The 24065-nt window shown below is 61.9% G+C and carries 20 protein-coding genes; 8 read left to right on the top strand and 12 right to left on the bottom strand.

Annotated elements, in window-relative coordinates:
- The first annotated feature begins 81 nt into the window (after positions 1-81).
- Positions 82-1434 carry a 23S rRNA (uracil(1939)-C(5))-methyltransferase RlmD gene (gene rlmD / locus BN1115_RS05580; protein WP_042656396.1) on the top strand — a complete coding sequence of 451 codons (1353 nt, stop codon included), beginning with the start codon at positions 82-84 and terminating at the stop codon, positions 1432-1434.
- A 104-nt stretch (positions 1435-1538) separates the two neighbouring features.
- Here rlmD and araA read toward each other — a convergent pair whose 3' ends face one another.
- The 3 genes from araA to BN1115_RS05565 are packed head-to-tail and all read right to left on the bottom strand — an operon-like array spanning position 1539 to position 5438.
- Complete coding sequence (araA, locus tag BN1115_RS05575) at positions 1539-3038, bottom strand: L-arabinose isomerase (RefSeq protein ID WP_042656395.1); 1500 nt, start codon at positions 3036-3038, stop codon at positions 1539-1541.
- Positions 3039-3051: 13 nt separating this feature from the next.
- Complete coding sequence (locus tag BN1115_RS05570; protein WP_042656394.1) at positions 3052-3750, bottom strand: L-ribulose-5-phosphate 4-epimerase; 699 nt, start codon at positions 3748-3750, stop codon at positions 3052-3054.
- A complete protein-coding gene (locus tag BN1115_RS05565) occupies positions 3747-5438 on the bottom strand; it encodes a ribulokinase (RefSeq protein ID WP_042656393.1) in 1692 nt (563 codons plus the stop codon). The genes BN1115_RS05570 and BN1115_RS05565 overlap by 4 nt, the downstream gene beginning before the upstream one ends.
- Before the next feature lie 361 nt (positions 5439-5799).
- On the opposite strand from BN1115_RS05565, the gene BN1115_RS05560 reads away from it, so the two are divergent.
- The 4 genes from BN1115_RS05560 (at position 5800) to araC (ending at position 10461) form a co-directional block, all read left to right on the top strand.
- The gene (locus BN1115_RS05560) at positions 5800-6783 is read left to right on the top strand and encodes an arabinose ABC transporter substrate-binding protein (protein ID WP_011705778.1); all 984 of its coding nucleotides are present in this window, start codon (positions 5800-5802) and stop codon (positions 6781-6783) included.
- 72 nt (positions 6784-6855) lie between these two features.
- Complete coding sequence (araG, locus tag BN1115_RS05555; RefSeq protein ID WP_042656392.1) at positions 6856-8355, top strand: L-arabinose ABC transporter ATP-binding protein AraG; 1500 nt, start codon at positions 6856-6858, stop codon at positions 8353-8355.
- Between the two features lie 48 nt (positions 8356-8403).
- Positions 8404-9405: an L-arabinose ABC transporter permease AraH gene (gene araH / locus BN1115_RS05550; RefSeq protein WP_042656391.1), complete on the top strand. Its 1002-nt coding sequence runs from the start codon at positions 8404-8406 to the stop codon at positions 9403-9405.
- A 144-nt stretch (positions 9406-9549) separates the two neighbouring features.
- Positions 9550-10461 carry an arabinose operon transcriptional regulator AraC gene (gene araC / locus BN1115_RS05545; protein ID WP_042656390.1) on the top strand — a complete coding sequence of 304 codons (912 nt, stop codon included), beginning with the start codon at positions 9550-9552 and terminating at the stop codon, positions 10459-10461.
- 127 nt (positions 10462-10588) lie between these two features.
- Here araC and BN1115_RS05540 read toward each other — a convergent pair whose 3' ends face one another.
- Genes BN1115_RS05540 through BN1115_RS05530 form a run of 3 tightly spaced genes read right to left on the bottom strand, consistent with a single transcriptional unit; the run spans position 10589 to position 14068 of the window.
- Complete coding sequence (locus BN1115_RS05540) at positions 10589-11158, bottom strand: PqiC family protein (RefSeq protein ID WP_042656389.1); 570 nt, start codon at positions 11156-11158, stop codon at positions 10589-10591.
- A complete protein-coding gene (gene pqiB, locus BN1115_RS05535; RefSeq protein WP_042656388.1) occupies positions 11155-12804 on the bottom strand; it encodes an intermembrane transport protein PqiB in 1650 nt (549 codons plus the stop codon). Before pqiB ends, BN1115_RS05540 begins: the two co-directional genes overlap by 4 nt.
- Positions 12797-14068: a PqiA/YebS family transporter subunit gene (locus BN1115_RS05530; RefSeq protein WP_042656387.1), complete on the bottom strand. Its 1272-nt coding sequence runs from the start codon at positions 14066-14068 to the stop codon at positions 12797-12799. The genes pqiB and BN1115_RS05530 overlap by 8 nt, the downstream gene beginning before the upstream one ends.
- A 177-nt stretch (positions 14069-14245) precedes the next feature.
- Between BN1115_RS05530 and hfq the strand changes: the two genes are divergently transcribed.
- Entirely contained in the window at positions 14246-14605 is a 360-nt protein-coding gene (gene hfq, locus BN1115_RS05525) for an RNA chaperone Hfq (protein WP_005335772.1), read from the top strand.
- Positions 14606-14736: 131 nt separating this feature from the next.
- Here the strand turns inward: hfq and BN1115_RS05520 are convergent, their stop codons facing one another.
- The 6 genes from BN1115_RS05520 to BN1115_RS05495 all read right to left on the bottom strand — a co-directional run bounded on the left by BN1115_RS05520 (position 14737) and on the right by BN1115_RS05495 (position 22285).
- Positions 14737-15327 carry an HAD family hydrolase gene (locus BN1115_RS05520; RefSeq protein ID WP_042656386.1) on the bottom strand — a complete coding sequence of 197 codons (591 nt, stop codon included), beginning with the start codon at positions 15325-15327 and terminating at the stop codon, positions 14737-14739.
- Positions 15328-15393: 66 nt separating this feature from the next.
- Positions 15394-16497: an EAL and HDOD domain-containing protein gene (locus BN1115_RS05515; RefSeq protein WP_042656448.1), complete on the bottom strand. Its 1104-nt coding sequence runs from the start codon at positions 16495-16497 to the stop codon at positions 15394-15396.
- Between the two features lie 5 nt (positions 16498-16502).
- Positions 16503-18143, bottom strand: coding sequence for a sensor domain-containing diguanylate cyclase (locus BN1115_RS05510; protein ID WP_042656385.1), 1641 nt, complete (start codon positions 18141-18143; stop codon positions 16503-16505).
- Positions 18144-18399: 256 nt separating this feature from the next.
- Positions 18400-20436 (bottom strand): exoribonuclease II, encoded by a 2037-nt coding sequence (locus tag BN1115_RS05505; RefSeq protein WP_042656384.1) that lies wholly within the window; start codon positions 20434-20436, stop codon positions 18400-18402.
- Between the two features lie 100 nt (positions 20437-20536).
- The gene (locus BN1115_RS05500) at positions 20537-21436 is read right to left on the bottom strand and encodes a LysR family transcriptional regulator ArgP (protein ID WP_042656383.1); all 900 of its coding nucleotides are present in this window, start codon (positions 21434-21436) and stop codon (positions 20537-20539) included.
- Between the two features lie 198 nt (positions 21437-21634).
- A complete protein-coding gene (locus BN1115_RS05495; RefSeq protein WP_042656382.1) occupies positions 21635-22285 on the bottom strand; it encodes an acyl-homoserine-lactone synthase in 651 nt (216 codons plus the stop codon).
- Positions 22286-22347: 62 nt separating this feature from the next.
- Here BN1115_RS05495 and BN1115_RS05490 point away from each other — a divergent pair, with 62 nt between their 5' ends.
- Complete coding sequence (locus BN1115_RS05490) at positions 22348-23130, top strand: LuxR family transcriptional regulator (RefSeq protein ID WP_042656381.1); 783 nt, start codon at positions 22348-22350, stop codon at positions 23128-23130.
- 208 nt (positions 23131-23338) lie between these two features.
- The gene (gene lysE / locus BN1115_RS05485; protein ID WP_042656447.1) at positions 23339-23947 is read left to right on the top strand and encodes an L-lysine exporter; all 609 of its coding nucleotides are present in this window, start codon (positions 23339-23341) and stop codon (positions 23945-23947) included.
- Positions 23948-24065: the final 118 nt, after the last annotated feature.

Raw genomic sequence — 24065 nt, 5'->3', positions numbered from 1 at the left:
CTAAACTCTGCCACCTTTTCTCGATGGGCATGGCTCTGCCGCGTTCATCACCCCCCATTTTTAGTACTTTTGGAGCCGCTCATGCCGTTAGTGGGACATCAACACCAGATCGAGATCCTGGAACTGACCGACAAAGGAGATGGCAAAGGACGCCTGTTCGATCGCCCCCTGTTTGTCGAAGGTCTGCTGCCCGGTGAGCAGGCGCTGGTGGAGCTGACCGAGGTCAAGCCGAACTATCTGCACGGCAAGGTCGCCGAGCTGCTCCAGCCCTCTGCTGATCGGGTTGCCGATTTCTGCCCCAACACCGAGTGCGGTGGCTGTCAGGTGCGCCCGCTGGCCTATCCGGCCCAGCTCAAGCTCAAGCAGGCACTGGTGCAGAGCGCACTGGAGCAGGCCGGGCTGGGTGACACTCCGGTCAAGGATATCCTTGGCATGGAGAGCCCGTTCGCCTATCGCAACAAGGCGCAATATGCGGTGCGCAGCTGTGAAGTGGGTGCCGAGATCGGTTTTTATCGCAAGCACTCCCACGATCTCATCACCGCCGATGACTGTGCGGTGCAGGACTCACTGCACGTGGAGCTGAACGCTCGGGTGCGCAACTGGATGCGCGAGCACGACATTGCGGCCTATGACGAAGTGAACCACACCGGCTGCGTGCGCAACCTGATGACCCGCAAGGGCTTCAAGAGTGGCGAGCTGATGGTCGTGCTGGTAACCCTGGGTGAGGCGCTGCCGTTCGAAGCCGAGCTGCTGGCGGCCCTGAGCGATCTGCCGGTTACCACTCTGGTGCAGAACATCAACGATGAGCGCACCAACCGCATTCTGGGCGCTACCAACCGGGTGCTGTTGGGCGAAGGGGTGATCCGCGACAAGATCCACGAACTCGAGTTCGAGATCTCGCCGCTCTCCTTCTTCCAGAACAACCCGACCCAGACCGATGTGCTCTACTCCAGCGCCCTCGAGTATGCCGAGCTGACCGGCAACGAGACAGTGTTCGACATCTATTGCGGTATCGGCACCATCTCCCTGTTCCTGGCAGGCAAGGCCGCCAAGGTAGTCGGGATCGAGTCGGTGGAGAGCGCCATCAGCGATGCCCGCCGCAACGCGGCCCTCAACGGCATCGAACACACCGAATTCCACGTCGGTAAGGCCGAGCAGCTGATGCCCGAACTGCACGCCCAGGGTGTGACTGCTGATGTGGTGGTGATGGATCCGCCGCGCAAAGGCTGTGACAAGGCTGTGCTGCAGACCCTGGTCGCCATGGCGCCCCGTCGTCTGGTTTATGTCTCCTGCAACCCGCAGACCCTGGCCCGCGATCTCGCCTGGCTGGTCAAGCAGGGCTTCGTGCTGGACGAGGTGCAGCCGGTCGATATGTTCCCGCACTCCATGCATGTGGAAGCGGTTGCTCGCCTGAGCCAGCCCGCCAAGGCGTGAGTCATCACCTGACACTCGCCCATAAAAAAACGACGCCAGCTGGCGTCGTTTTTTTATATGGGCAGAAACCCACTGTGACAAATCGTGAGTCATCCACTGGTTAATTAGTTGCACACTTTGTAGTAAACCTCATTCCACTGCAGCGTCTGCTTGAACTCGGGGATGCGGGTGTGCTCGTCGATGACCACAAACTCGATACCCATGATGTCGGCGAAGGTGCGCAGCTGCTCTATGTCTACCGACTGGGTGAACACAGAGTGGTGGGCGGCGCCGGCCAGGATCCAGGCCTCGGCGCTGGTCTGCAGATCCGGCATGGGGTTCCACAGTGCGCTGGCCACCGGCAGCTTGGGCATGGCTTCTGGCAAGTCCACCACTTCCAGCTGATTGACCACCAGCCGGAAGCGGTTGCCCAGATCGATCAGGCTGGCGTTGACCGCCTTGCCGGCGGGGGCCGCAAACAGCAGGCGGGCCGGGTCGGCCTTCTTGCCTATGCCCAGATGCTGGGCATCCAGCACGGGTTTATCGGCGGCGATGGAGGGGCAGACCTCCAGCATGTGAGCCCCCAGCACCAGATTATTGCCTGCCTCCAGGTGGTAGGTGTAGTCCTCCATAAAGGAGGTGCCGCCCGCAAGACCGGTTCCCATCACTTTGAGGGTGCGCAGCAGCGCGGCCGTCTTCCAGTCCCCTTCCGCCCCGAACCCGAAGCCTTGTTGCATCAGGCGCTGGCAGGCGAGCCCCGGCAGCTGGTGCAGGCCATGAAGATCCTCGAAGGTGGTGGTGAAGGCGCCAAAGCCGCCGTCGGTGAGGAACTTCTTCATCCCCAGCTCCTGGCGCGCAGCCTCATAGAGAGAGGCGCGAAGCGGCCCGCCCGCCTGCACCGCCTCGGTCAGGGTGTAGCTCTCTTCGTATTCGGCCAGCAGCGCCTCGATGTCGCTTGCGGGCACGGCGTCGATCACCTTCACCAGATCGCCGACCGGGTGGTAGTTCACCTGATAGCCGAACTGGATCTGGGCCTCAATCTTGTCGCCCTCTGTGACGGCCACGTTGCGCATGTTGTCGCCAAAGCGGGCGATCTTCAGGTGGCGGCTGTCGTGAATGGCGGCGGCGACACGCATCCAGTTGCCCAGCTTGCGGTGGGCCTCTTCATCTTGCCAGTGACCGACCACCACGGTGCGCGGCAGCCGCAGCCGGGCCCCCATAAAACCGAACTCACGGCCGCCATGGGCGGTCTGGTTCAGGTTCATGAAGTCCATGTCGATCTCGCTCCAGGGCAGATCCCGGTTGAACTGGGTGTGGAACTGCAACAGGGGTTTTTGCAACTGGCTGAGGGCCGGGATCCACATCTTGGCGGGGGAGAAGGTGTGCATCCACACCATGAGCCCGATGCAGCGCTGGTCGTGATTGGCATCGCGGGCTACCGCGCTTATCTCGTCGAGGGTGGTGCCGGTGGGCTTGAGCACTATCTTGACCGGCAGGCCGGCGTGCTCGTTGAGCTGGCTGGTGATGGTGTGGGCGTGATCGGCCACCTGCTTCAGGGTGACGGCGCCATACAGGTGCTGGCTGCCGACCAGGAACCACACTTCCAGCTGTTTCATCAATTCCATCTTGGTGTCCTCATTATGCTTTTGTCTGGCCGTAATAGGCGTGTTTGCCATGTTTGCGCTGGTAGTGCTTCTCCTGCAGGTAATCGGGCAGGGGGCGGGCCGCGGGGTTTATCTGGCCGGTGAGCCAGGCCATGCGCGCCACCTCCTCCAGCACCACGGCGTTGTGCACCGCGTCTTCGGCACTCTTGCCCCAGCTGAAGGGGCCGTGGTTGGCCACCAGCACCCCCGGCATGGTGAGAATGGGGGTCTGCTTGAGGGTCTCGACGATGAGATGACCGGTCAGCCCCTCGTAATCCTCCTCGACTTCCCCCGGGGTGAGCAGGCGAGAGCAGGGGATCTCGCCGTGAAAGTAGTCGGCCTGGGTGGTACCGAAAATGGGGATGGCACGCCCCGCCTGGGCCCAGGCGGTGGCATGGGTGGAGTGGGTGTGCACCACGCCGCCAAGCTCGGGATAGGCGCGATAGAGCACCAGGTGGGTGGCGGTGTCGGAGGAGGGGCGCAAGGCGCCTTCTACCTGCTTGCCCGCCAGATCCAGCACCACCATGTCCTCGACCCGCATCCGCTCGTAACTGACGCCGCTCGGCTTGATAACCACCAGACCTTGTTCCCGGTCGATGCCGCTCACGTTGCCCCAGGTGAAGGTCACCAGGCCGTGGCGCGGCAGATCCAGGTTGGCGACGAGCACCTGCTCCTTGAGCATCTGGAGGTTCATGCCGGTATCCCCCGGTTGTAGAGCGGCTCGGCGGCGGCGCCCCAGGTGAGGTAGCGCTGGTAGAGACGCTCGTATTCGGCGACCCGCTCGGGGTCAGGCTGGTGGGTGCGCTCCACGGCGCTCGCCATGTGGTGCTGGGCCTTGGCCACATCGGCGTGGATACCGGCCGCCACGGCGGCAAAGATGGCCGCCCCCAGAGCGCAGCACTGATCCGAGGCCACCACCTGGATGGGCCTGTTCATCACGTCGGCGCAGGTCTGCATCACGGTGGCTGACTTGCGGGCGATGCCGCCAAGGGCGATCACCTGCTCCACCGGCACCTGCTGACTGGTCATGCACTCCATGATGCTGCGGGCCCCGAAGGCGGTGGAGGCCACCAGGGCGCCAAAGAGATCGGGCGCATCGGTACCGAGGTTGATGCCCGTGAGGGTGCCCTGCAGGCGCTGGTTGGCGTAAGGGGTGCGGCGACCGTTGAACCAGTCGAGTACCACCGGCAGGTGGGCCAGATCGCGCTGCTGCTCCCAGGCGGCGGCGAGGCTTGGCAACAGTTCCCGCTTGTGGGCCTCGATGGCGGTGCGCAGCTCGGGGTACTGGGCGGCGAGGCTCTCCAGCGGCCAGCCGAGCTGGCGCTGATACCAGGCGTAGATGTCGCCGAACGCCGATTGTCCCGCCTCCAGCCCCACCATGCCCGGCACCACGCTGCCGTCCACCTGGCCGCAGATCCCGGCAATGGCGCGATCACCTATGGTGGCTTCGTCGGCGATCAGGATGTCGCAGGTGGAGGTGCCTATCACCTTCACCAGCGCATTGTTGCCGGCCCCGGCTCCCACCGCCCCCATGTGGCAGTCAAAGGCGCCGCCGGCTATCACCACCTCGCAGGATAGGTGCAGTCGCTCCGCCCATTCCGGGGTCAGGGTGCCGACCGGCAGATCGGCGGTCCAGCTGTTGGTAAAGAGCGGGTAGTCGAGATCCTCGGTCAACAGCGGGTCCAGCGCGTTGAGAAACTCGGCGGGGGGCAGGCCGCCCCAGCTCGGGTGCCAGAGGGACTTGTGGCCGGCGGAGCAGCGCCCGCGCCGGATGTCGGCCGGGACCTGGGTACCGCTCAGGATGGCGGGAACCCAGTCGCACAGCTCGATCCAGTTGCAGGCGGCGGCGCGCACGGCCGCGTCACTGCGGGAGACGTGCAGTATCTTGGCCCAGAACCACTCGGAGGAGTAGACCCCGCCGATGTAGCGGCTGTAGTCGGGGAACCGGCCGCCGTGACACAGCGCCGTGATGGCCTCGGCCTCCTCGATGGCGGTGTGATCCTTCCACAGCACGAACATGGCGTTGGGGTTGTCGGCAAACTCCGGGCGCAGGGCCAGCACACGGCCCTCCTCGTCGATGGGGGCCGGTGTGGAGCCGGTGCTGTCCACCCCGATGCCGCGCACGGCGGCGCGCTGACTCGGGGTGAGCTGGCTCACCACCGCCACCACCGCTTGCTCCATGGATTCCAGATAGTCGAGGGGGTGGTGGCGAAACTGGTTGGTGACCGACTGACAGTAATGACCAGCCTGCCAGCGCGGGTAATAGACGACTTGGGTTGCCAGCTCGGTGCCGTCGTGGCAGCGCACGGCGAGTGCCCTGACCGAATCGCTGCCGAAATCGAGTCCGATGGTGATCTGCTCGGACCTGGGGTGCTCAGACATAAGTGCTCCTGACCATCAATGAGGGGTGACTGGTGAGGAACCATAGGAGATGGACCGGACGGGCGGTTAGCCATTGGCTGCTGGAAATATGGATTTAAACGCTATGCCGACAAGAGGGTGACGGCCATCGAAGATCCGCTATGTGATTATTTTGCTGAAAACATAGACAAAACGGCTGCAATTTCATGGCGTGATCCTGCTCTCCATTTTTCCATGTGAAAACGATTACAACTTGGTTCGCTCAACTAGCAACAACAATAAAGTCCTGTTTAAGCATGTTTTTATATGGCTGTGACTTGATTGACTCAATGAGCAGCACTGCGTGGATACATGGATTGATAGAACACCTGGAGACACTCGCATGAACAAAATCGTTAACAGCATGATCGCAATGGGGTTTGCCCTTGGTATGGCAAATTCTGCTTTCTCGGCCGAGGCGCTGAAGCTGGGTTATCTGGTCAAGCAGCCGGAGGAGCCCTGGTTCCAGACCGAATGGAACTTCGCCGACAAGGCGGGTAAGGATCTCGGCTTCGAGGTGATCAAGATAGCCGTCCCCGATGGCGAGAAGACCCTCAATGCCATCGACAGCCTGGCGGCCAACGGCGCCAAGGGCTTCGTCATCTGTACCCCGGATCCCAAGCTCGGGGCCGCCATCATGGCCAAGGCCAACAGCATGGATCTGAAGGTCATCACGGTGGACGACCAGTTCGTCAACGCCAAGGGCCAGCCCATGGAGCAGGTGCCGCTGGTGATGATGGCCGCCACCAAGATTGGTGAACGCCAGGGCCAGGAGCTCTACAAGGAGATGCAAAAACGCCAGTGGGACGTGAAGGCGACCGGGGTGCTCGCCATCACCGCCGATGAGCTCGACACCGCCCGTCGCCGGGTCGAAGGCTCCTTGAGCGCGCTCAAGGCCGCCGGTTTCCCCGAAGGGCAGATCTACCGCTCGCCGACCAAGGCCAACGACATTCCGGGGGCACTAGATGCCGCCAACTCCATGCTGGTGCAGCACCCCGAGGTGAAGAACTGGCTCATCGTCGGCATGAATGACAACACGGTACTCGGCGGCGTGCGCGCAACCGAAGGGCAGGGCTTCAAGGCCGAGAACGTCATCGGCATCGGCATCAACGGGGTGGATGCGGTGAACGAGCTCTCCAAGTCCAGCGCCACCGGCTTCCTCGGCTCCCTGCTGCCAAGCCCGGATGTGCACGGTTACAAGAGCATCCAGATGCTCCATGACTGGGTGGTCAACGGCGCCGAGCCGGCCAAGTTCACTGAGGTGACCGACGTGGTACTCATCACCCGCGACAACTTCAAGGTCGAGCTGCAGAAGAAAGGTCTGTGATTGACGCCATCTAAACCCTGACACCGAGACCGGCATGGCGGAGTGCGCCATGCCGGTCGGCTGGAGTGAAACATGAATCAGTCAGTTCCTTATCTGGAGTTTTGCGGCATCAGCAAGGAGTTTCCCGGCGTCAAGGCGCTGAAGAACGTCTCCTTCTGCTGCCAGCAGGGCACGGTGCACGCGCTGATGGGGGAAAACGGCGCGGGCAAGTCCACCCTGCTCAAGATCCTGAGCGGTTTCCAGTCGCCCACCACCGGAGTGGTGAAGCTGGCCGGCCAGGAGCGGGTCTTTCAGAGCACGGTCGATGCGCTGGAGAGCGGGATCGCCATCATCTATCAGGAGTTGCACCTGGTGCCCGAGATGACGGTGGCCGAGAACATCTACCTCGGTCAGCTGCCGACCCGGCGCGGGATCATCGACCGGGAGAAGCTCTATCAGGATGCGGCCAGGCAGCTGGCGCGCCTCGGCATGGATGTCTCCCCCGAGACGCCGCTCAAGTACCTGTCGCTCGGACAGTGGCAGATGGTGGAGATCGCCAAGGCGCTGACCCGGGATGCCAGCGTCATCGCCTTCGACGAGCCGACCAGCAGTCTCTCGTCGCGCGAGATTGAGCAGCTGTTTCGTGTCATCCGACAGCTGCGGGACGAGGGCAAGGTCATTCTCTACGTCTCTCACCGGATGGACGAGATCTTTGCCCTGTGCGATGCCATCACCGTATTCAAGGATGGCCAGTTTGTGCGCACCTTCGCCTCCATGGCCGAGGTGGACCGGGATCTGCTGGTCAAGACCATGGTGGGGCGCGAGCTGACCGACATCTATGGCTACAGCCCAAGGCCGCTCGGCGAGGCGGGCCTCAAGGTGGAGAACCTGATGGGGCCGGGGCTCAAGGCACCTGTGTCGTTCGAGGTCAAGCGCGGGGAGATCCTCGGCATCTTCGGGCTGGTGGGGGCCGGGCGCAGCGAGCTGATGAAGATCATCTTCGGCGCCGACAAGATGCACAGCGGCGAGATAGCCGTGTTTGGCAAGCCGGTGGTCATCGGTAGCCCCATCGACGCCATTCGCAGCGGCATCATGCTCTGTACCGAGGACCGCAAGGCCCTCGGTATCATCCCCATCCATTCGGTGCAGGAGAACATCAACATCAGCGCCCGCCGTCACAAGGCGTGGGGGGGCTTCTGGATCAACCAGCAGTGGGAGGACGAGAACGCGAGGCTGCGGATCCGCGACATGCGGGTCAAGACCCCGTCTCCCCATCAGGCCATCATGAACCTCTCCGGCGGCAACCAGCAGAAGGCCATTCTGGGGCGCTGGCTCTCCGAGGACATGAAGGTCATCTTGCTCGACGAGCCGACCCGCGGCATCGACGTCGGGGCAAAGAACGAGATTTACAACGTGATTTACGATCTGGCCAAGGTGGGCATCGCCGTGGTGGTGGTATCAAGCGAGCTGCCGGAAGTGCTGGGCATCGCGGACCGGATCATGGTCATGCGGGAGGGGGAGATCGCCGGCGAGCTCTCCCACGATGAGGCCAACGAGGTCAAGGCGCTCAATCTGGCCATGCCGGCCCGTTGATCTGCTGACCGCAACGAGATAGCACCCGGAATTTTCAGGAGAAATACCATGACAACTACTACCTCAGTCGGCCAGGCCGCCAGCACCGCGGCGGCCAGCGGCTCCCGCCTGCAACTGGCCCGCGTCTGGGATCAATACGGCATGCTGGTGATCTTCGCCATCCTGTTCCTGCTGGCCTGCGTGCTGGTGCCCAACTTCGCCAGCCTGATCAACATGCGCGGGCTCGGGCTCGCCGTCTCCATGTCGGGCATGGTGGCCTGCGGTATGCTGTTCTGCCTCGCCTCCGGAGAGTTCGATATGTCGGTCGGTTCCGTGGTGGCCTGCTCCGGCGTCGCCTGCGCGGTCGGCATCAACGCCACCGAGAGCATCACGGTCGGCATCCTGGCCGGCATGTCGGTGGGAGTGCTGTTTGGCCTCATCAACGGCATAGTGGTGGCCAAATTCAAGATTAACGCCCTCATCACCACCCTCGCCACCATGCAGATGGCGCGCGGGGTGGGCTACATCATCTCCGACGGCAAGGCGGTGGGCATTGTCGAGGAGCGTTTCTTCGAGCTCGGCAACTCCGCCCTGCTCGGCATTCCGACCCCAGTCTGGCTGACCGCCGTCTGCTTCGTGCTGTTCGGCCTGCTGCTCAACAAGACCACTTTTGGCCGCAACACCCTGGCTATGGGGGGTAATGAGGAGGCGGCGCGTCTGGCCGGGGTCAACGTGGTGCGCACCAAGATCATCATCTTCACCATGACCGGGCTGATTGCCTCCATCGCCGGCATCATACTGGCCTCGCGCATGACCTCGGGCCAGCCGATGACCTCTATCGGCTTCGAGCTGGTGGTGATCTCCGCCTGCGTGCTGGGGGGGGTCTCCATGAAGGGGGGGATCGGCAAGATCTCCTACATCATCGCTGGGGTGCTGATTTTGGGGTTGATGGAGAACGCCATGAACCTGCTCAACATCTCCCCGTTTGCCCAGTACGTAGTGCGTGGCCTCATCCTGCTCGCCGCCGTGCTGTTCGACCGCTACAAGCAGGTGCGCAAGGCGCGCGTCTGATCCCTGTCCAACCATGCAGGCCCGCGTTCAGCGGGCCTTGCCAGGGTGGCGCCGTGGCTCACGGCATATCCCGTTGTGAGCCAGTTCACCAATTTCACACGGCGCCGAGCGCCGGATAGCGCGTTCCCAAGGTGAGTCTTTACAATGGCCCAAGCCGATTTTTTTACCCAAGCGCTGTTTTCCGCCATGTCCTCGATGCAAAAAGAGAAGCCGAAACAACTCAACCCCCTGCTGCCGGGTTACGCCTTCGATGTCTTCCTGGTCTCGGGCATGACCCCCATCGAGCAGGGGAGTGCGCTCGACTTCATCATCGACCGGCCCCAGGGAATGAAGGGCTTCATCGTCAACCTGACCATCAAGGGCAAGGGGCAGATCTTCCAGGGGGAGCAGGCCTTCACCGTGGAGCCCGGTGACCTGCTGTTGTTCCCACCGGCGGCGGTGCACCATTACGGCCGGGCGCCGGATGCGCGGGAGTGGTATCACCGCTGGGTCTATTTCCGGCCGCGGGCCTACTGGGCTGATTGGCTCAAGTGGCCGCAGGTGACGGAGCGGGTGGGGCGCCTGCAACTGGCGGACGCCGCCTTGCTCGCCGAGTTCGACGCCCTGTTCCTCGACATCGAGGAGACCCACCAGCAGCTGCGACCCATGTCGGAACAGCTGGCCATGAACCTGCTGGAGCGGCTGCTCATTCGCTGCTATGAAGCCTCCTCCCTCAATGCCTACCCCACCATAGATCACCGGGTTCACCAGGCGTGCCAGATCCTGAGCGAATCGCTCTGCGCCGAGATTTCGGTGGAGGCGCTGGCCGAGCAGGTGTTTTTGTCCCCGTCACGGCTGGCCCATCTGTTTCGCGAGCAGGTGGGGGTGAGCATAGTGCGCTGGCGCGAGGATCAGCGGATCATGCGGGCCAAGCTGCTGCTGCAGACCACCCCCATGTCGGTGGCCACCATAGGTCAGCAGGTGGGCTATGACGATCAGCTCTACTTCTCGCGGGTGTTCAAAAAACGGGTGGGGGTCAGTCCTTCGGAATATCGGAAATGTGCGACTCCGTTATGACATCAGGTTTCAGCTAGATTGCGAAGATTCAAAAATAGACTCAACCCTCTCTTTCGCGGGGTTGCTGCAATGTGAAACGACGCCAGCTGGCGTCGTTTTTTTATCTCTGCAATCGGCTGATGGCCGATTAGCTGGCGCTCTGGCGTACCTCGGCGGCGATCTGGTCGAGCAGCTGTTGCCAGCCCTGACCCAGTTCGTTCACCAGTGCGTTGTAGCCATCGGCCGGTAGCACCCGCTCCTGACGGAAGGGGGCATCACGCAGCACGGTGCCATCCTCAGCCAGCAGGCGCCAGCGACCGCTCAACACGGCGCTGCCGTCATGACGGCCCTGAAAGCGTTCCACCAGAATGGTCAGCACCGGCCCCTTGCGGGCGCCATCCTGCCGTACCACCCAGCCCGGCAGGCGGGTGGAGAGGCCATTGAGGGTGAGCTGGTTGAGCTGATCGTCGAGCGCACCGGCCCAGCGATGGTACTCGGTGAAGTGCAACTCTTGCCCTTCCAGTTGATAGACCAGACTGATCCGGTCGAGCTGGCTGGCCAGCGCCACCGGGCGCAGCACCAGTTGGTGCTGCGGTTGGGCCGGGGCCGTCACGGGTTGCTGGCTGTCGGCATCGAGCGAGTAGTAGTGCAGGCTTGGCTGGCTGCTGCAACCCGCCAGCAGGCCCAGCAGGGCCAGCGTCAGGATCTCTTTTTTCATTGTTTGCCTCGCTTGGGCTCAGGGTCCGATGGATGCGCGCGATCGAAGATCAGCGAGCTGGGCTGCTCGTTGAGGGAGTGCACCAGCGGCTGCAGTTCGCGCATCAACTGATTGAGGGTCTGCACCGACTGACGCAGGTCCTGATTGGTCTGCGACTGGGCATCATAGGCCTGCAAGGTTTCCTGCAACTGCTTGAGGCTCTCGTTGAGCGAGGCCGGCAGCTGCTGGGTGGCGTCCTTGGCGGTGAGCTTGTTCAGGTTGGCGCTGACAGCACTGATGTTCTTCAGGGTGCCATCCAGGGTGGTGAGTGACCCGTTGACCTTGGTCAGGGTGGTCGCCATGTCCATGTCGACAAACTTGTCGAGGATGAGGTTCACCTTGCGCTCGATCTGATCCAGCCCGCCCTGCACGGTGGGGAAGACCTGATAACCGGCCAGCTTGGCCTGCTCGAAGCGCGGCGCGTCCGGATAGAAGTTGAGGTCGATGATCTTGCCGCCGGTCAGCAGGCTCGAGGTCTTGAGGCTGGCACGCAACCCCTCCTTGAACTGCTTGCCGAACAGGGCGCGCCACTGATCCTTCTCCGCCTTGGCATAGCGGTGGGAGAGGCGCTGCACTTCGATGCGGGCCAGCACCGGGATCTGGCGGTTCTTGAAGATCTGCACGCCCTTGTCCTCGATGAGGTAGGGGGCGGAGATGACGGTACCGACCCGGATACCGCGATACTGCACCGCCGCGCCCGGGTGAAGGCCACCGACGTTGTCATCGAACAGGAAGACGTAGTCGATGAACTGATCCAGACTACCGGCCAGCACGCTCGCCTCATCCTGGAACAGGGTGAACCCTTCCATCTGTTTGACCGGCTCGCCAGGCGCCCAGCCGGGTGGCAGACCCATGGTGATGCCGCCATCGATCAGGCTCTCCAGTGAATCCATCTTCACCTTCATCCCCTCGCTGCTCATGGAGACCTCGAAGCCCGGGGTCATCCAGAAGCGGGAGTTGCTGCTCACCAGAATGTCATAGGGGGCGTGGATGAAGATTTGATACTGCATCTCGCTCTTTTCCGGCAGGAACTTCGCCTCTTCCACCTGACCTATGGTGAAGCCCTGATAGTTGATGGGGGAGCCTTCACCCAGCGCGCGGGTGTCGCGACTGCTGAGGGTGAGACGCAGCCCCTTGGCATCGAGGGAGGCGAGCGGCGGTTTGTCGAGCATGGCGTATTCGTCCCGCGCCCGACCTTTCTTGCCGGGGGCGAGCTCGATATAGGCGCCGGAGAGCAGGGTGCTAAGACCCGATACCCCTTCACGGCCCACTCTGGGCTTGACCACCCAGAACTGGCTGTCACCGCGCAGCATGCCGGAGGCAGCATTGGTCAGCCGTCCTTTCAGCACGGCATGACTGTAGTCATCGCTCAGCTCGACGGCCTCGATACGGCCGACGTCCACTTCGCGGGAGCGGATCACCGTCTTGCCGGCGACTATGCCCTCGGCAGTGGCGACTGTCAGGGTGAAGCTTGGGCCCTGGGAGTACCAGTGCTGGAACAGCATCCAGAGACCGATGAACAGCGCCAGCAGGGGCACCATCCAGATTGCGGCGGCAGAGCTCAGAAAGTCAGAGCCCGGTTTCCACCTTTTTTTACGCTCACTCACGTTCGCGTTCTCCTTGTTGTAAATCCCAGATCAGGCGGGAGTCGAAACTCATGGCGGCGACCATGGTGATCAGCACCACACCTGCAAATGCGACGGCCGCAGGGCCGGGGTAGATGGTCATCAGATTGTCGAGCCGGATCAGGCCCGCCAGAATGGCCACCACGAAGACGTCGATCATCGACCAGCGTCCGACAAATTCGGTCATGCGATAGAGTTTGAGCTTGCCGAGGGGGGAGGTGACATTGCCGCGCTGCACCATATAGCAAAGCCAGAATAGCGCCAGTATTTTCACCAGCGGCACCACCACGCTGGCGAAAAAGATCACCGCCGCGATGGGGTAGGAGCCCATGGCCCACAGCAGCACCACGCCACCGAGGATGGTGGAGGGGCTGTCATCGCCGAGAAACACCGTATCCATGATGGGATAGAGATTGGCGGGCACATAGAGAATGGCGGAGGTAAACAGCAGCGCCCAGGTACGGTTCAGGCCGCCCGGCTTGCGCGCATGCAGGTGACCGCCACAACGGGAGCAGCTGTGGCTGTCCACCTCGCTCAGGGCGCCACAGATGTGGCAGCCCACCAGACCGGATTCCAGAGCCCCCGCTTCAGGGTCGATCTCGCGCGGTGCGGTGGGGCCGAACAGCCGCTGCCACAGCCACATCTGATCCAGCGAGGAGATCATCTTGATGAGCAGCACCGTGTAGCCGACGAAGGCCCAGAACGACAGCCCCATCTTGATGTCGGCCATCCCCATCAGTTTGACCAGCGAGATGAGTACCCCCACCAGAAAGACATCCACCATCAGCCAGGGTTTGATCCGGCAGAGCAGGCGGCCGAGGGAGCGCAGGGCATTGCTGTGCAGATCTTTATCGACCCGCCACAGCACTAGCATGATGGAGCCCATGTAGACCAGCGGCAGGCCGATCAGGGTCAGGCTCAGCACCGCGCCGAGAAACAGATAGCCCTCATCCACCAGGGTGGTGATGCTCTGCAGAAAGGTCATCTCCTGGCCTATCCCTTTGGCCGAGAAGGACATAAAGGTAAAGGCATTGGCGAGCACGAACATGATGAGCGCCGCGAAACCATAGGCGATCGGGCGCAACTCCTGCTGCGGCAGGTAGCGGCTCAAGGTGTGTCCGCAACGGGGACAGCAACTGGCCTGCCCCACCTCGAGCGGTGTGGCCGGTATCAGCAGATCACACTCTTCGCAGGCAGTGGCATCATGGACATAGGTGGTGTGGTGTTGGTGTGAAGCCGGATGCAAGATAAAACCCCAGATAAGGCCCGTGGTGGAGCCAGAGCTGGCGATTATCGCAGTTGTACTGGTCAGCGACCAGCCCCCGGAGGCCGCTATTGCTGGCGGGAGTGAGAATGACTTTGACAAGCCAGTGCCCATTTAGCACAATCAAACGCCACTTTTTTTTCCGCGGGACAATAATTTATGACAACTGAATCCCCAAGCTACTCCACCATCGAGCAAGCCTTCTCCCTCGGGAACGGGCAAGATTCTGCCCTCAACTGGTTGCGCAAGAACCGCAGTCAGGTCGCTATTTTTCTGGTGAGCGGCATCAAGCTGGAAGGCACCATCAGCGGTTTCGACCAGTACAGCGTGCTGCTGACCGATGCCCATGGCAACCAGCAGCTGGTCTACAAGGCCAAGATCTCCACCATCGCCATGCACACCGGCCGTCCGCAGGTGAATATCCAGCGTGCGCGCAAGCCGCGTGTCTCCATGGCGCCGCGCCCCCACGGTGCGCCGGGTCGTTATGATGACAATCAGGGCGGCGGTAACAACGAGTAATCGTCTGCCCCGCACGCCCCGTTGACGCGCCCTGCGTCAGCGGCTGACGGAGCCGCTCTCATTGTCATTCATGTCCCGTATGAGAGCCGGTTCCGGTTATCGCCCCTTGCAGGGCGATATTTTTTTCCGCATTACTCCGCTATACCGACCGGTTTTCCCTCTTTGACCATGCAGGTCTGCATACCTGCAGCTTTCCCTGCCTGTACGCCGATGCCGGTATCTTCAAACACCAGACAGCCCGACGGCTCGACACCCAGCTTGCGGGCGACCAGCAGGAAGGTATCCGGATTGGGCTTGTGCTGCTCTACATCGTCGGCGGTGACCACCACAGAGAAGTAGCGATCCAGCCCGGTGTTGCGCAGCACCGCTTCGGCGTTGACGCGCGGCGAGCCGGTGCCGATCCCCATCGGGATGACGCCGTGATAGTGCTCGACCAGTGCCTGCATGGCGGGAAAGACGGTCGCCTTGTGCAGGTTGGCCACATAGTGGGCGGTCTTGCAGCGGGTCACTTCGACCGGGTCGAGGGGGATCTGCTGCTCCTGTGCCACCAGCAGGGCAATCTTGCGGCTCGGCATGCCGCCCAGTTCATAGAACCAGTCGGCATTGAAGTGAAAGCCAAACTCGCGGGCTGTGTGCTCCCAAGCCGCGAGGTGCAGCGGCATGGAGTCGACCAGGGTGCCATCAAGGTCAAAGATCAGGCCTTGGAATCCGGAAAGAGTCATGGTGCGGGTGAGCCTCTGGCAAAAAGGGAGCCCATTCTAGCCAGTGACTCACCGTCCTGCCATCTCCTAACTGGTGAGAAACGCTTGCCCCCACATTTGCGCCTGAAAATAGACGGGGGTGAGTCTGCTCGGGTCTAGCTGATATTTGGGGGCAAGCTGCTCCAGCAGCGCCCAGTTGCCCTGTTCATAGGTGCTGACCAGCTGGAACAGGTGAAACAGCGGCCCTTCATGCAGCTCGATGGCCCGTTTCACACTCTTGGGCAGGTGGGCCATCAGAGGGGCAGAGAGCATGGAGCCGTCGAGGACCAGCCCGACCAGAAAGGCCCAGCTTGCCTCCGCCTTGCCCAGCGCGGTGAGGGCAATCAGCTCGCAGAAGCGCGCGCGGGCGATGGCCATGCGGGTGCAGGCCTCCGGCATATGCTGGCTCACCCGGGCCAACCCGTTGATCAGCACAAACTTGCGGATCTCCTGCTCCCCCAGATAGGAGAGGGCGCGGGGCACCGAGGTGATGGGGCTGGCATGATCAAAGCCCGGGGCGTTGACATAGGTGAGCAGCTGGCCGGGCAGCGAGGCATCCTGCTCCAGCAGGCGGGCCACCTGGGCGAAGGAGAACTCCTCGTGGCAGATAAGCTGGAGGATCTGCTGTACCAGCGCCATGTCGGGCTGGTTGGTCCGTTGATTGACCAGTTCCGGGCGGGCGAGAAAACCGCCAGCAAAGAAGTCGACACCCGCCTCTCGCAGCGGGAGAAAATCCTCCCAGGTTTCGATATCCAGCGCCATCCGCTTGTGCTCGGTGGGCTGGCAGATCCCCTCTTCGCCCATCCAGAACACCAGCAGTCGGCTGGCACCGAACCAGCGTGGATCGCGGTTGGCGCCGTGCACTGCCAGTCGGCGCCGGCTGTCACGCCACTGCTCCAGCACCGGAAACGAGCTGGGCAGCCGTTCGCTCGACGCTTCAACCAGCGGGATCACATCTTGATCAAACAGCAGCGGGCGCTGCTCATCGAGCTGCTCGTGGGTGAACGGCACCAGATATTGACGCCCCTGCGCCAGCAGGCGGCAATGTTGCGCCAGTGAGGGCCATTCGGCCGGTGAGCTGAGTTGATAGTCGATGCCGTAGGCCACCAGAGCCAGGCGACGATTGAAGATGGGATAACGACGCAACAGCATGGAGATCACCGATAGGCCAGAGTGCGGGCCCTCCCTTGTGACTTGGCGTGGTAGAGCGCCTGGTCAGCCTGTTCGGTCAGGGTCTGCCATGCCTCGTCAGGAGAGGGAACCAGATAGCTAAATCCTATGCTAACCGTAATGAAATCAGCAACCCGCGAGGTGGGATGGGGCAGTTTTAAGCGGGCCAGCCCATCGTGGATCCGTCCGGCCAGCTGTTCGGCCTCACCGGGTTGGGGCGCGCAGAGCAGAACGACGAACTCTTCCCCGCCGTAACGGGCCACCAGATTGGTGCTGCGCCGCTCCGCATCCCGCAGCACATGGGCCACCTGTTGCAGGCAAACATCCCCCTTGGTGTGGCCGAAGTGGTCGTTGTAGGCCTTGAATTCGTCGACATCGATCATCAGCACCGCCAGCAGGTTCTGGGTGCGCCGTGCCCACTCCCACTCACGCTGCATGGTGATGTCCCACTGGCGCCGGTTGGCGATGCCGGTGAGGGGATCCTCCAGCGACAGCAGCGAGAGGCGCCGGTTGGCCTCCTCCAGCGCCCGGTTGGTCTCGGCCAGTTGCATGGTGCGCTCGGTGACTCGCGCTTCGAGCTGGCGATTGAGGGTTTCCAACTGCTCCTGGGTGCGCTGACGGATCAACAGTTGTGACAGGATGGCGGCATACTGCTTGAAGATCTCGCTCTGATAGGCCTTGAGCGGTCGGTGCCAGAGCAGGTTATCGGCGGCGATCCAGCCGATGGGTGTGGTGCCATCCCACAGCGACACCATGGCGTTCCAGCCACGGCCTACCTGCTGCTTCTCGTAGTAGAGCGGGGTATCTTCCAGAACCAGCACGTAGTCTTTGCGCCTGAGCGCCTCCTGTACCGTGGGGTGATCCGGGATGGGGCTGATGAACCCATGTTCGTCGACCAGCTCGCCCTCTTCGCTGGTGCCCCAGGTGCCGCGCATGGTCTTGCCATCGGGCTCGATCAGGAAGATGGCGACCCGGTCGAATTGCAGCTCCTTGCGGGCCAGTAGCACGGCGTCCCGCAGCAACTCGTTTTCGCTGCGGCTGCGGGAGAGGGTGACGCTGACCATGTGCAGCGCCTGCAGCATATTGAGGAAGGAGCCCTGCAGCGCCAGACTCTGCACCAGATCGGTCTGGGTATGGAGCCGTTGATCCCGCTCCTGATCCACCTGGCAAGAGAGCAGGTGATTGCTCAGTTCGGCAGTCAGATAGTGAATAAGCAGCTGGATGCCCTGACGCTGGCGAGAGGAGAGGCGGTCGATGCGGCGGTGGGTCTCCAGATAGATGACCCCTTCCAGTTTCATGTGCCGTTTGAGGGGGAAGCAGGCGCGCAGCCGCTGCTGGGCTGGCTCGACATTTTCACCGGAGTCTGGCGGCTGGTAGATCTGCTCGATCACCAGTTGCCCCTTGCCCATCGCCTTGTCGATCAGATGGTGGGGCAGGGTCAGCTGTTCGAGATGAGCGGGAGCCAGTCTGGTCAGCCCCTGATCGAGCTGAAAGCTGTAGAGTTGCGGTTCGGGGGCTTTCAGCCAGAGGTAAAGGCGTTCGGCATCGGTTTTTTCACGGATGGTGGCGAGGCTCACTTCGCATAACTGAGCGAAGTTGGTGAAGTGTTCCGGGTCCCATTCCTGCATACCAATATCCCTTGGGGTGTACCCAAGCGAGTATATAGTTATTTCTCTTTGATTAATATGTCAGAAAGGAGAGGTAGCGCACATAACGGTTGCATTCAGTGCGGCTCATAGAAACATTCACTGAGTTCTCCGCCCATCGCGGTGAAAACCGTGCCCCGGGGCGGTGGTTTTGGCCTCGGGCTGGGCAGGATGCGGAGCAAAAAAGAGAGCCCGCACGATGGCGGGCTCACGGGCAGATCAGATGACTCTGCGCGGCTTATTCTGCCTTGGTGGCAGCATCCGCAGGCGTTTCACTGCTATCGGCTGGCGCACTCTCGGCCACCGGCGCTTCCGGTGCCGGGCCCGGTACCAGCGCGACCGCCGGCTTGGCGATGAGGGAGCGGGTCTCTTCCACCGCTTCGCTCAGCTTGACCTCGATGATCTGGCCCAGCTCGTAGACCACTTCGGTCTTGTCCAGGTAGACGCGGCCGTTGTCCCAGTTGCACTCCAGCCGATCCTTGTTGTCGAGGATATGACGGGCAGGCATGAAGACCACGGCGCCGTTCTCTTGCAGACGCAGCTTGAGACCGGCACGCATCACGTCGATGATCTCGGCGTTGAACAGCTGATCGGTGCCCGCGGCGGCTTTCAGGTAACGGACATAGAGCCAGTCACCGATATCGCGCTCCACCATGCGGTGCAGGCGGCGGCAGGCGGTCAGATGTTCAGTGAGCTCCTGACTCGGACGCTCACCCGGGGTCTTGCCGGCGATGACCGCTTTGAGCAGACGATGGTTGACCATATCGCCGTATTTGCGAATAGGGGAGGTCCAGGTGGCGTAGGCATCCAGACCCAGGCCGTAGTGGGCGCCCGGCTCGGAGGACATCAGCGCATAGCTCTGGAAGCGGCGGATTTTGCCATCCAGCCAGCGGGTGTCGAGGTTGTCGATCCAGCGGCGCAGGGCGCAGAAGCCGGTCAGGCTGGCGATCTCGTCGCGCTCGAACGGGGCCTCGGCGCTTTTCAGCAGGTCGATGGCGCCGTCGAGGGACTCTTCATCAAAGCCGGTGTGAACGTTGAAGATGCCGTAACCGACGCTCTTGCCCAGTACGCGACCGGCGCAGATGTTGGCGGCGATCATCGACTCTTCCACCATGCGGTTGGCGATGCGGCGCGGCTCGACGTGGATGGCCAGCACTTCGCCATTCTCGCCCAGCTCGAAGTCGTAGTCCGGGCGATCCGGGAACACCAGCGCGTGCTTGGTGCGCCATGCGATGCGCGCTTCGGTCATCGCCTTCATCAGCGGCAGCTGGGCCAGCACGCCTGCGTCGATGGTCAGCGCTTTGCCGTGTTCGGCCCAGTCGGAGACGTCGTCATAGCTGAGGCGGGCGTGGGAGCAGATGCGGGCGACGAAGAACTCGGTCTCCTCCATCAGCAGGCCATCTTCGGCGATATGCAGACGGGCGCACAGGGTGTTGCGCTCCTCGCCCTCTTTCAGGGAGCAGAGTTCGTCGGAGAGGGTGCGCGGGATCATCGGCACGTTGCGGCCCGGCATGTAGACGGTAAAGGCGCGCTGGGCGGCCTCTTTGTCCAGCTCGCTCCCTTCGGCCACATAGGCGGTCGGGTCGGCGATGGCGACCAGCAGCTCCCAGCCGTTATCCAGCTTGCGGATTGCCAGGGCGTCATCCATGTCCTTGGTTTTGGCACCATCGATGGTGAAGAAGGGGACATCGGTCAGATCGGTGCGGGGCAGCTCTTCCTCTTCGATGACTTTCCACTCCGGCAAGTCAGCCGGTTCGATCTGGGCCAGATTGTGGCGCGCCAGCACCACCCACCAGGGCACATTGTGATCTTCCTCGGCGGCGATCTTCTGGATGATCTCGGCAGAGAAGTTGCCGTCAACCAGCGCATGGCGCTTGAGGGTGGCTACCACCCAGTCCCCTTCCTTGAACTCTTTCTCATCCAGACCCTTCTTGACGCGGGCCTTGATGGCATCCTTGATCAGCGGGTGATCGGCGACCACGTTGAGGCGGTCACGGAACATCTTGACCCGGGCCACGAAGCGGGTAACGGACTGCTCCAGCAGGGTATCCGGCTCGGCCACTTCCTTCTCTTTTTCGGTGCGGATCAGGGCGGTCACCCGGTCACCGTGCATCACCTTCTTCATGTAGGGAGGCGGCACGAAATAGCTGGTCTTCTCATCGACTTCCAGAAAGCCGAAGCCCCGGTCCGAGGCGCGGATCACACCCTCTTTCTTCGGGATGTTTTCGCGGATTTGTTGCTTGAGCTGGGCCAGCAGCGGATTGTCTTGGAACATAAGTGAGGAACCTGAAGTGGAAAACCTGGGTGGAGACCTGATGAAGGATCGCCCAGCACTATACGTTTTTACCCCTCCAAAGCCAAGGTGAATGGCCTGCTCAGCGTGGTTTCAACTGCGATCTTGCGTGGTCAATGAGTCGCAGGGAGAGCTGTTTGTGCACCCCTTTTTCCAGTACCCAGCGGTGCCAGTAGAGTCGTTCCATCAAGATGTGGTCGGGGCTGAGGTTGACCAGTGTTCCGGCTTGCAGCTGCGATCTGATCTGCAATTCGGGGATCAGGCAGTAGGCCAGCCCCTGTTCGGCCATGGCGACGAAGGCTTCTGACGAGTGAACGGTATGACAGGGATAACCGCCGGGCTCCAGCCCGAAGTGACGGCGCATGAAGCTGATATGCATATCATCGCGCTGATCGAACGCCACCGCCGGTGTCCTGGCCAGCGCCTCCCGGGTCAGACCGTGTGGAAAGTGGCGCGCCACGAAGGCGGGGCTGGCGGTGAGCAGGTAGTTCATCTCCCCCAACTCGTCGACGCAGCAACCCGCCAGCGGTCGGGGCTGCAGGCTGACCGCGCCAAACGCCTGACCCTCGCGCACCTTGTCGAGGGTACGGCTCTCGTCATCGACCAGCAGGTTGAGTTCGATGGGGTGCAGTTCCAGCAGCGGGGCGATGGCGGGCAGGAACCAGGTGGCCAGGCTGTCAGCGTTGACGGCGATACTGATCCGGATCGGCCCCTGCGGCTCGTCGGGGGTCAGATCCCCTGCCAGTTCAAGCTCGAGCTGGTGTACCTGACGGTAGTGGGCCAGCAGTTTCTGGCCGAGCGGGGTGGCCTGCAGCGGCTGGCTGCGAATGAGCAGCGGCTCGGCAAATTGCTGCTCCAGCTGCTTGATCCGCTGGGAGATAGCCGACTGGGTGATATGGAGCGACTTGGCCGCCCGATCGAAGTTCTGCTCCTGCAGCACCGCATCCAGTGCCCGCAGCAGTTTGTAATCCAGCTCTTTCATGCCATCCCTCCCGTTGTATCAGGGCTGACTCTACGTCAGCCGGGCCGGGACAACAATGGTGGCTGAAACGGGGGCGGCGCTGTGATTTTTGACAGTAGTGGTCAGGCCACTGAGGGAGGATACTCTCTGGTGCCGCGTGGGGTAGCCCTGCGGGATCATAGCGATCTGTTTATCCCGGGTCTGTTTTCCCGGGATTTTTTATGAGTGGACTGCCAGCGCCAGTGACGGCTGCTGCAGTGGATAATGGCTGGTCTGGTAGTGGCCCAGCAGAGGTTGGGAGACTGCCTGCGCGAAGCGTTCATCAAGATGGAAGCGGATGCCAACGCCCCGCACCGCGCCCAGATCGACCGCCTGACGGTGGCCGAGTCGTTCGATGGGCAGGCCGAGGCGGCGGAAGATGCGCTCCACCGGCAGGCTGACGACGGCGACCAGCTCGCGGATCCCGTGGGCCCGGGCGAAGGCATGGACCTCGCGGAAGATGACGCAAGTGAGTTCGCTGACGCCGTTATTCATGCGCGGAGCGCGCTGGGCATCGATAGCCAGACGGGTCAGTTCCCAGACATCGGGGCTGCGTGGTGCGCGTTCACCGGCAAGGGCGGTGGGGAAGATGGTGGGCAGCATATAGGCATCGGCACAGTTGAGCAGCCGGATGCAGCCACACACGCCTTGCTCGTCTTCGATCAGTACCCAGTGGGTGTCTGGCGTGTCAAAGCTGTCGCGCTCCAGGCCACGATGTGACTCCACATCCCAGCCGAGCCGGTCGGAAAAGACGCGATTTCGAAAGCGATAGAGTTCATTTTCCACCTCATTTCGTGGGTGTTCTCTCAATTTTCCTTTGAAAACCAACATTTTGGACCCTCTATCTTGCTATTCGCCGTTATAATCACATGTCTGGCCAAGGGGGCTTTCATATGAACAGAGACCAACTGCTTGAGTACCTCGAACATTTCACTTCGGTGACGGATGGCAATTGTCTGGCCGAACTGATTGGTCGTTTTACGCTCGGGATGGGCTACGACTACTACCGCTTTGCCCTGATCCTGCCGATGTCGATGCAAAGGCCCAAGGTGGTGCTGTTCAACCGCTGCCCCGACTCCTGGGTGCAGGCCTATACCGAGAACAACATGCTGGCGTGCGATCCGGTGATCCAGCTGGCGCGCAAGCAGACGCTGCCCATCTACTGGAATCGCCTCGATGAGCGAGCCAGCTTTCTGCAAGAGGGGAGCATGGATGTGATGGGGTTGGCAGCCGAGTTCGGGTTGCGCAACGGCATCTCCTTCCCCCTGCACGGCGCAGCCGGGGAGAATGGCATTCTCTCCTTCATCACGGCCGAACGGGCCTCGAGCGATCTGCTGCTGGAGTCCTCGCCGATCCTCTCCTGGATGTCCAATTACATCTTCGATGCGGCCATTCGGGTGGTGCGGTTCAGCATGATGGACAGTGTGGGCAAAGAGCCCCTGACCGAGCGTGAGACCGAGTGCCTGTTCTGGGCCAGTGAAGGGAAGACCTCCAGCGAGATCGCCTGCATCCTCGGGATCACCGAGCGCACGGTCAATTACCACCTCAATCAGGTCACCCGCAAAACCGGCTCCATGAACCGCTATCAGGCCATTGCCAAGGGCGTTGGCACCGGGCTGTTGCTGCCCAATCTGGAGCAGGTTGTGGTCACCAACTTCCCCAGCGTGCTGCAATAGGCCGGAGCCCGACAGACACAACCGATTCTCCTGCCGCACTCCGAGGGTCACAATTGTCAGATCCGGTAATTGACAAGGGATTGAATAGCGGATGGCTGTGGCGGCCATCATTAGCAAAATGAATCAATCAGTAAATCAACGCATTTCTCTGGATGCTTCCCCCTCGCTATAGTGCCGTTCATTCATCACTTCGGACGGTACTCTCATGCTGCTCGCTACGACGTTGCAAGGCTTCACCATTGGCCTTGCCATGATCATCCCCATCGGTGCCCAGAATGCCTTTGTGCTGAGCCGGGGCATCCATCGCAATCACCATCTGCTGAGCGCCACGCTCTGCAGCGGCTGCGATCTCGTCCTGATTGCCATCGGCGTATTTGGCGGGGCCAATCTGCTGGCTGCCAGCCCCCTCGGCATGGCACTGCTCACCTGGGGCGGGGTGCTGTTTCTCGGCTGGTTTGGCGGTCGCTCCCTGCTCAGTGCCTGGCGCGGTAAGGGGGAGGGGTTGGCCGACTCAGCCCGGCTGATGGGGGCCAAAAGCGTGCTGGCGATGACGCTGGGGGTCACGCTGCTCAACCCTCACGTCTATCTCGATACTCTGATGCTGCTCGGCTCGCTGGGTAGTCAGGTAAATGAGTCCCTGCGTCCGGCCTTCGCGGCAGGCGCCATGCTGGCCTCGCTGGTGTGGTTCTACTCGCTGGCGCTGGGGGCGGCGGCACTGGCACCCTGGTTGGCACGCAGCCGGGTGCAGCGGGGGATCGACCTGCTGGTCGGCATCATCATGCTGACGCTGGCACTGCAACTTGCCCTGGGGGGTTAGCAGGGTGCCGGGCATTGTGCTGCCCGGTTTCATAAAAATTAATCAAGACGCCAGTTTGTGGCATATTCTCCGGTGAAATTTTCCATCCTTGTGACTTGCTAGATAAAAATAAGGAAAA

The sequence above is a fragment of the Aeromonas allosaccharophila genome (assembly GCF_000819685.1).
GTDB lineage: Bacteria > Pseudomonadota > Gammaproteobacteria > Enterobacterales > Aeromonadaceae > Aeromonas > Aeromonas allosaccharophila.
The sequence above is the reverse complement of the archived record's forward strand: the minus strand, read 5'-3'. Positions and strand labels throughout refer to the sequence as shown.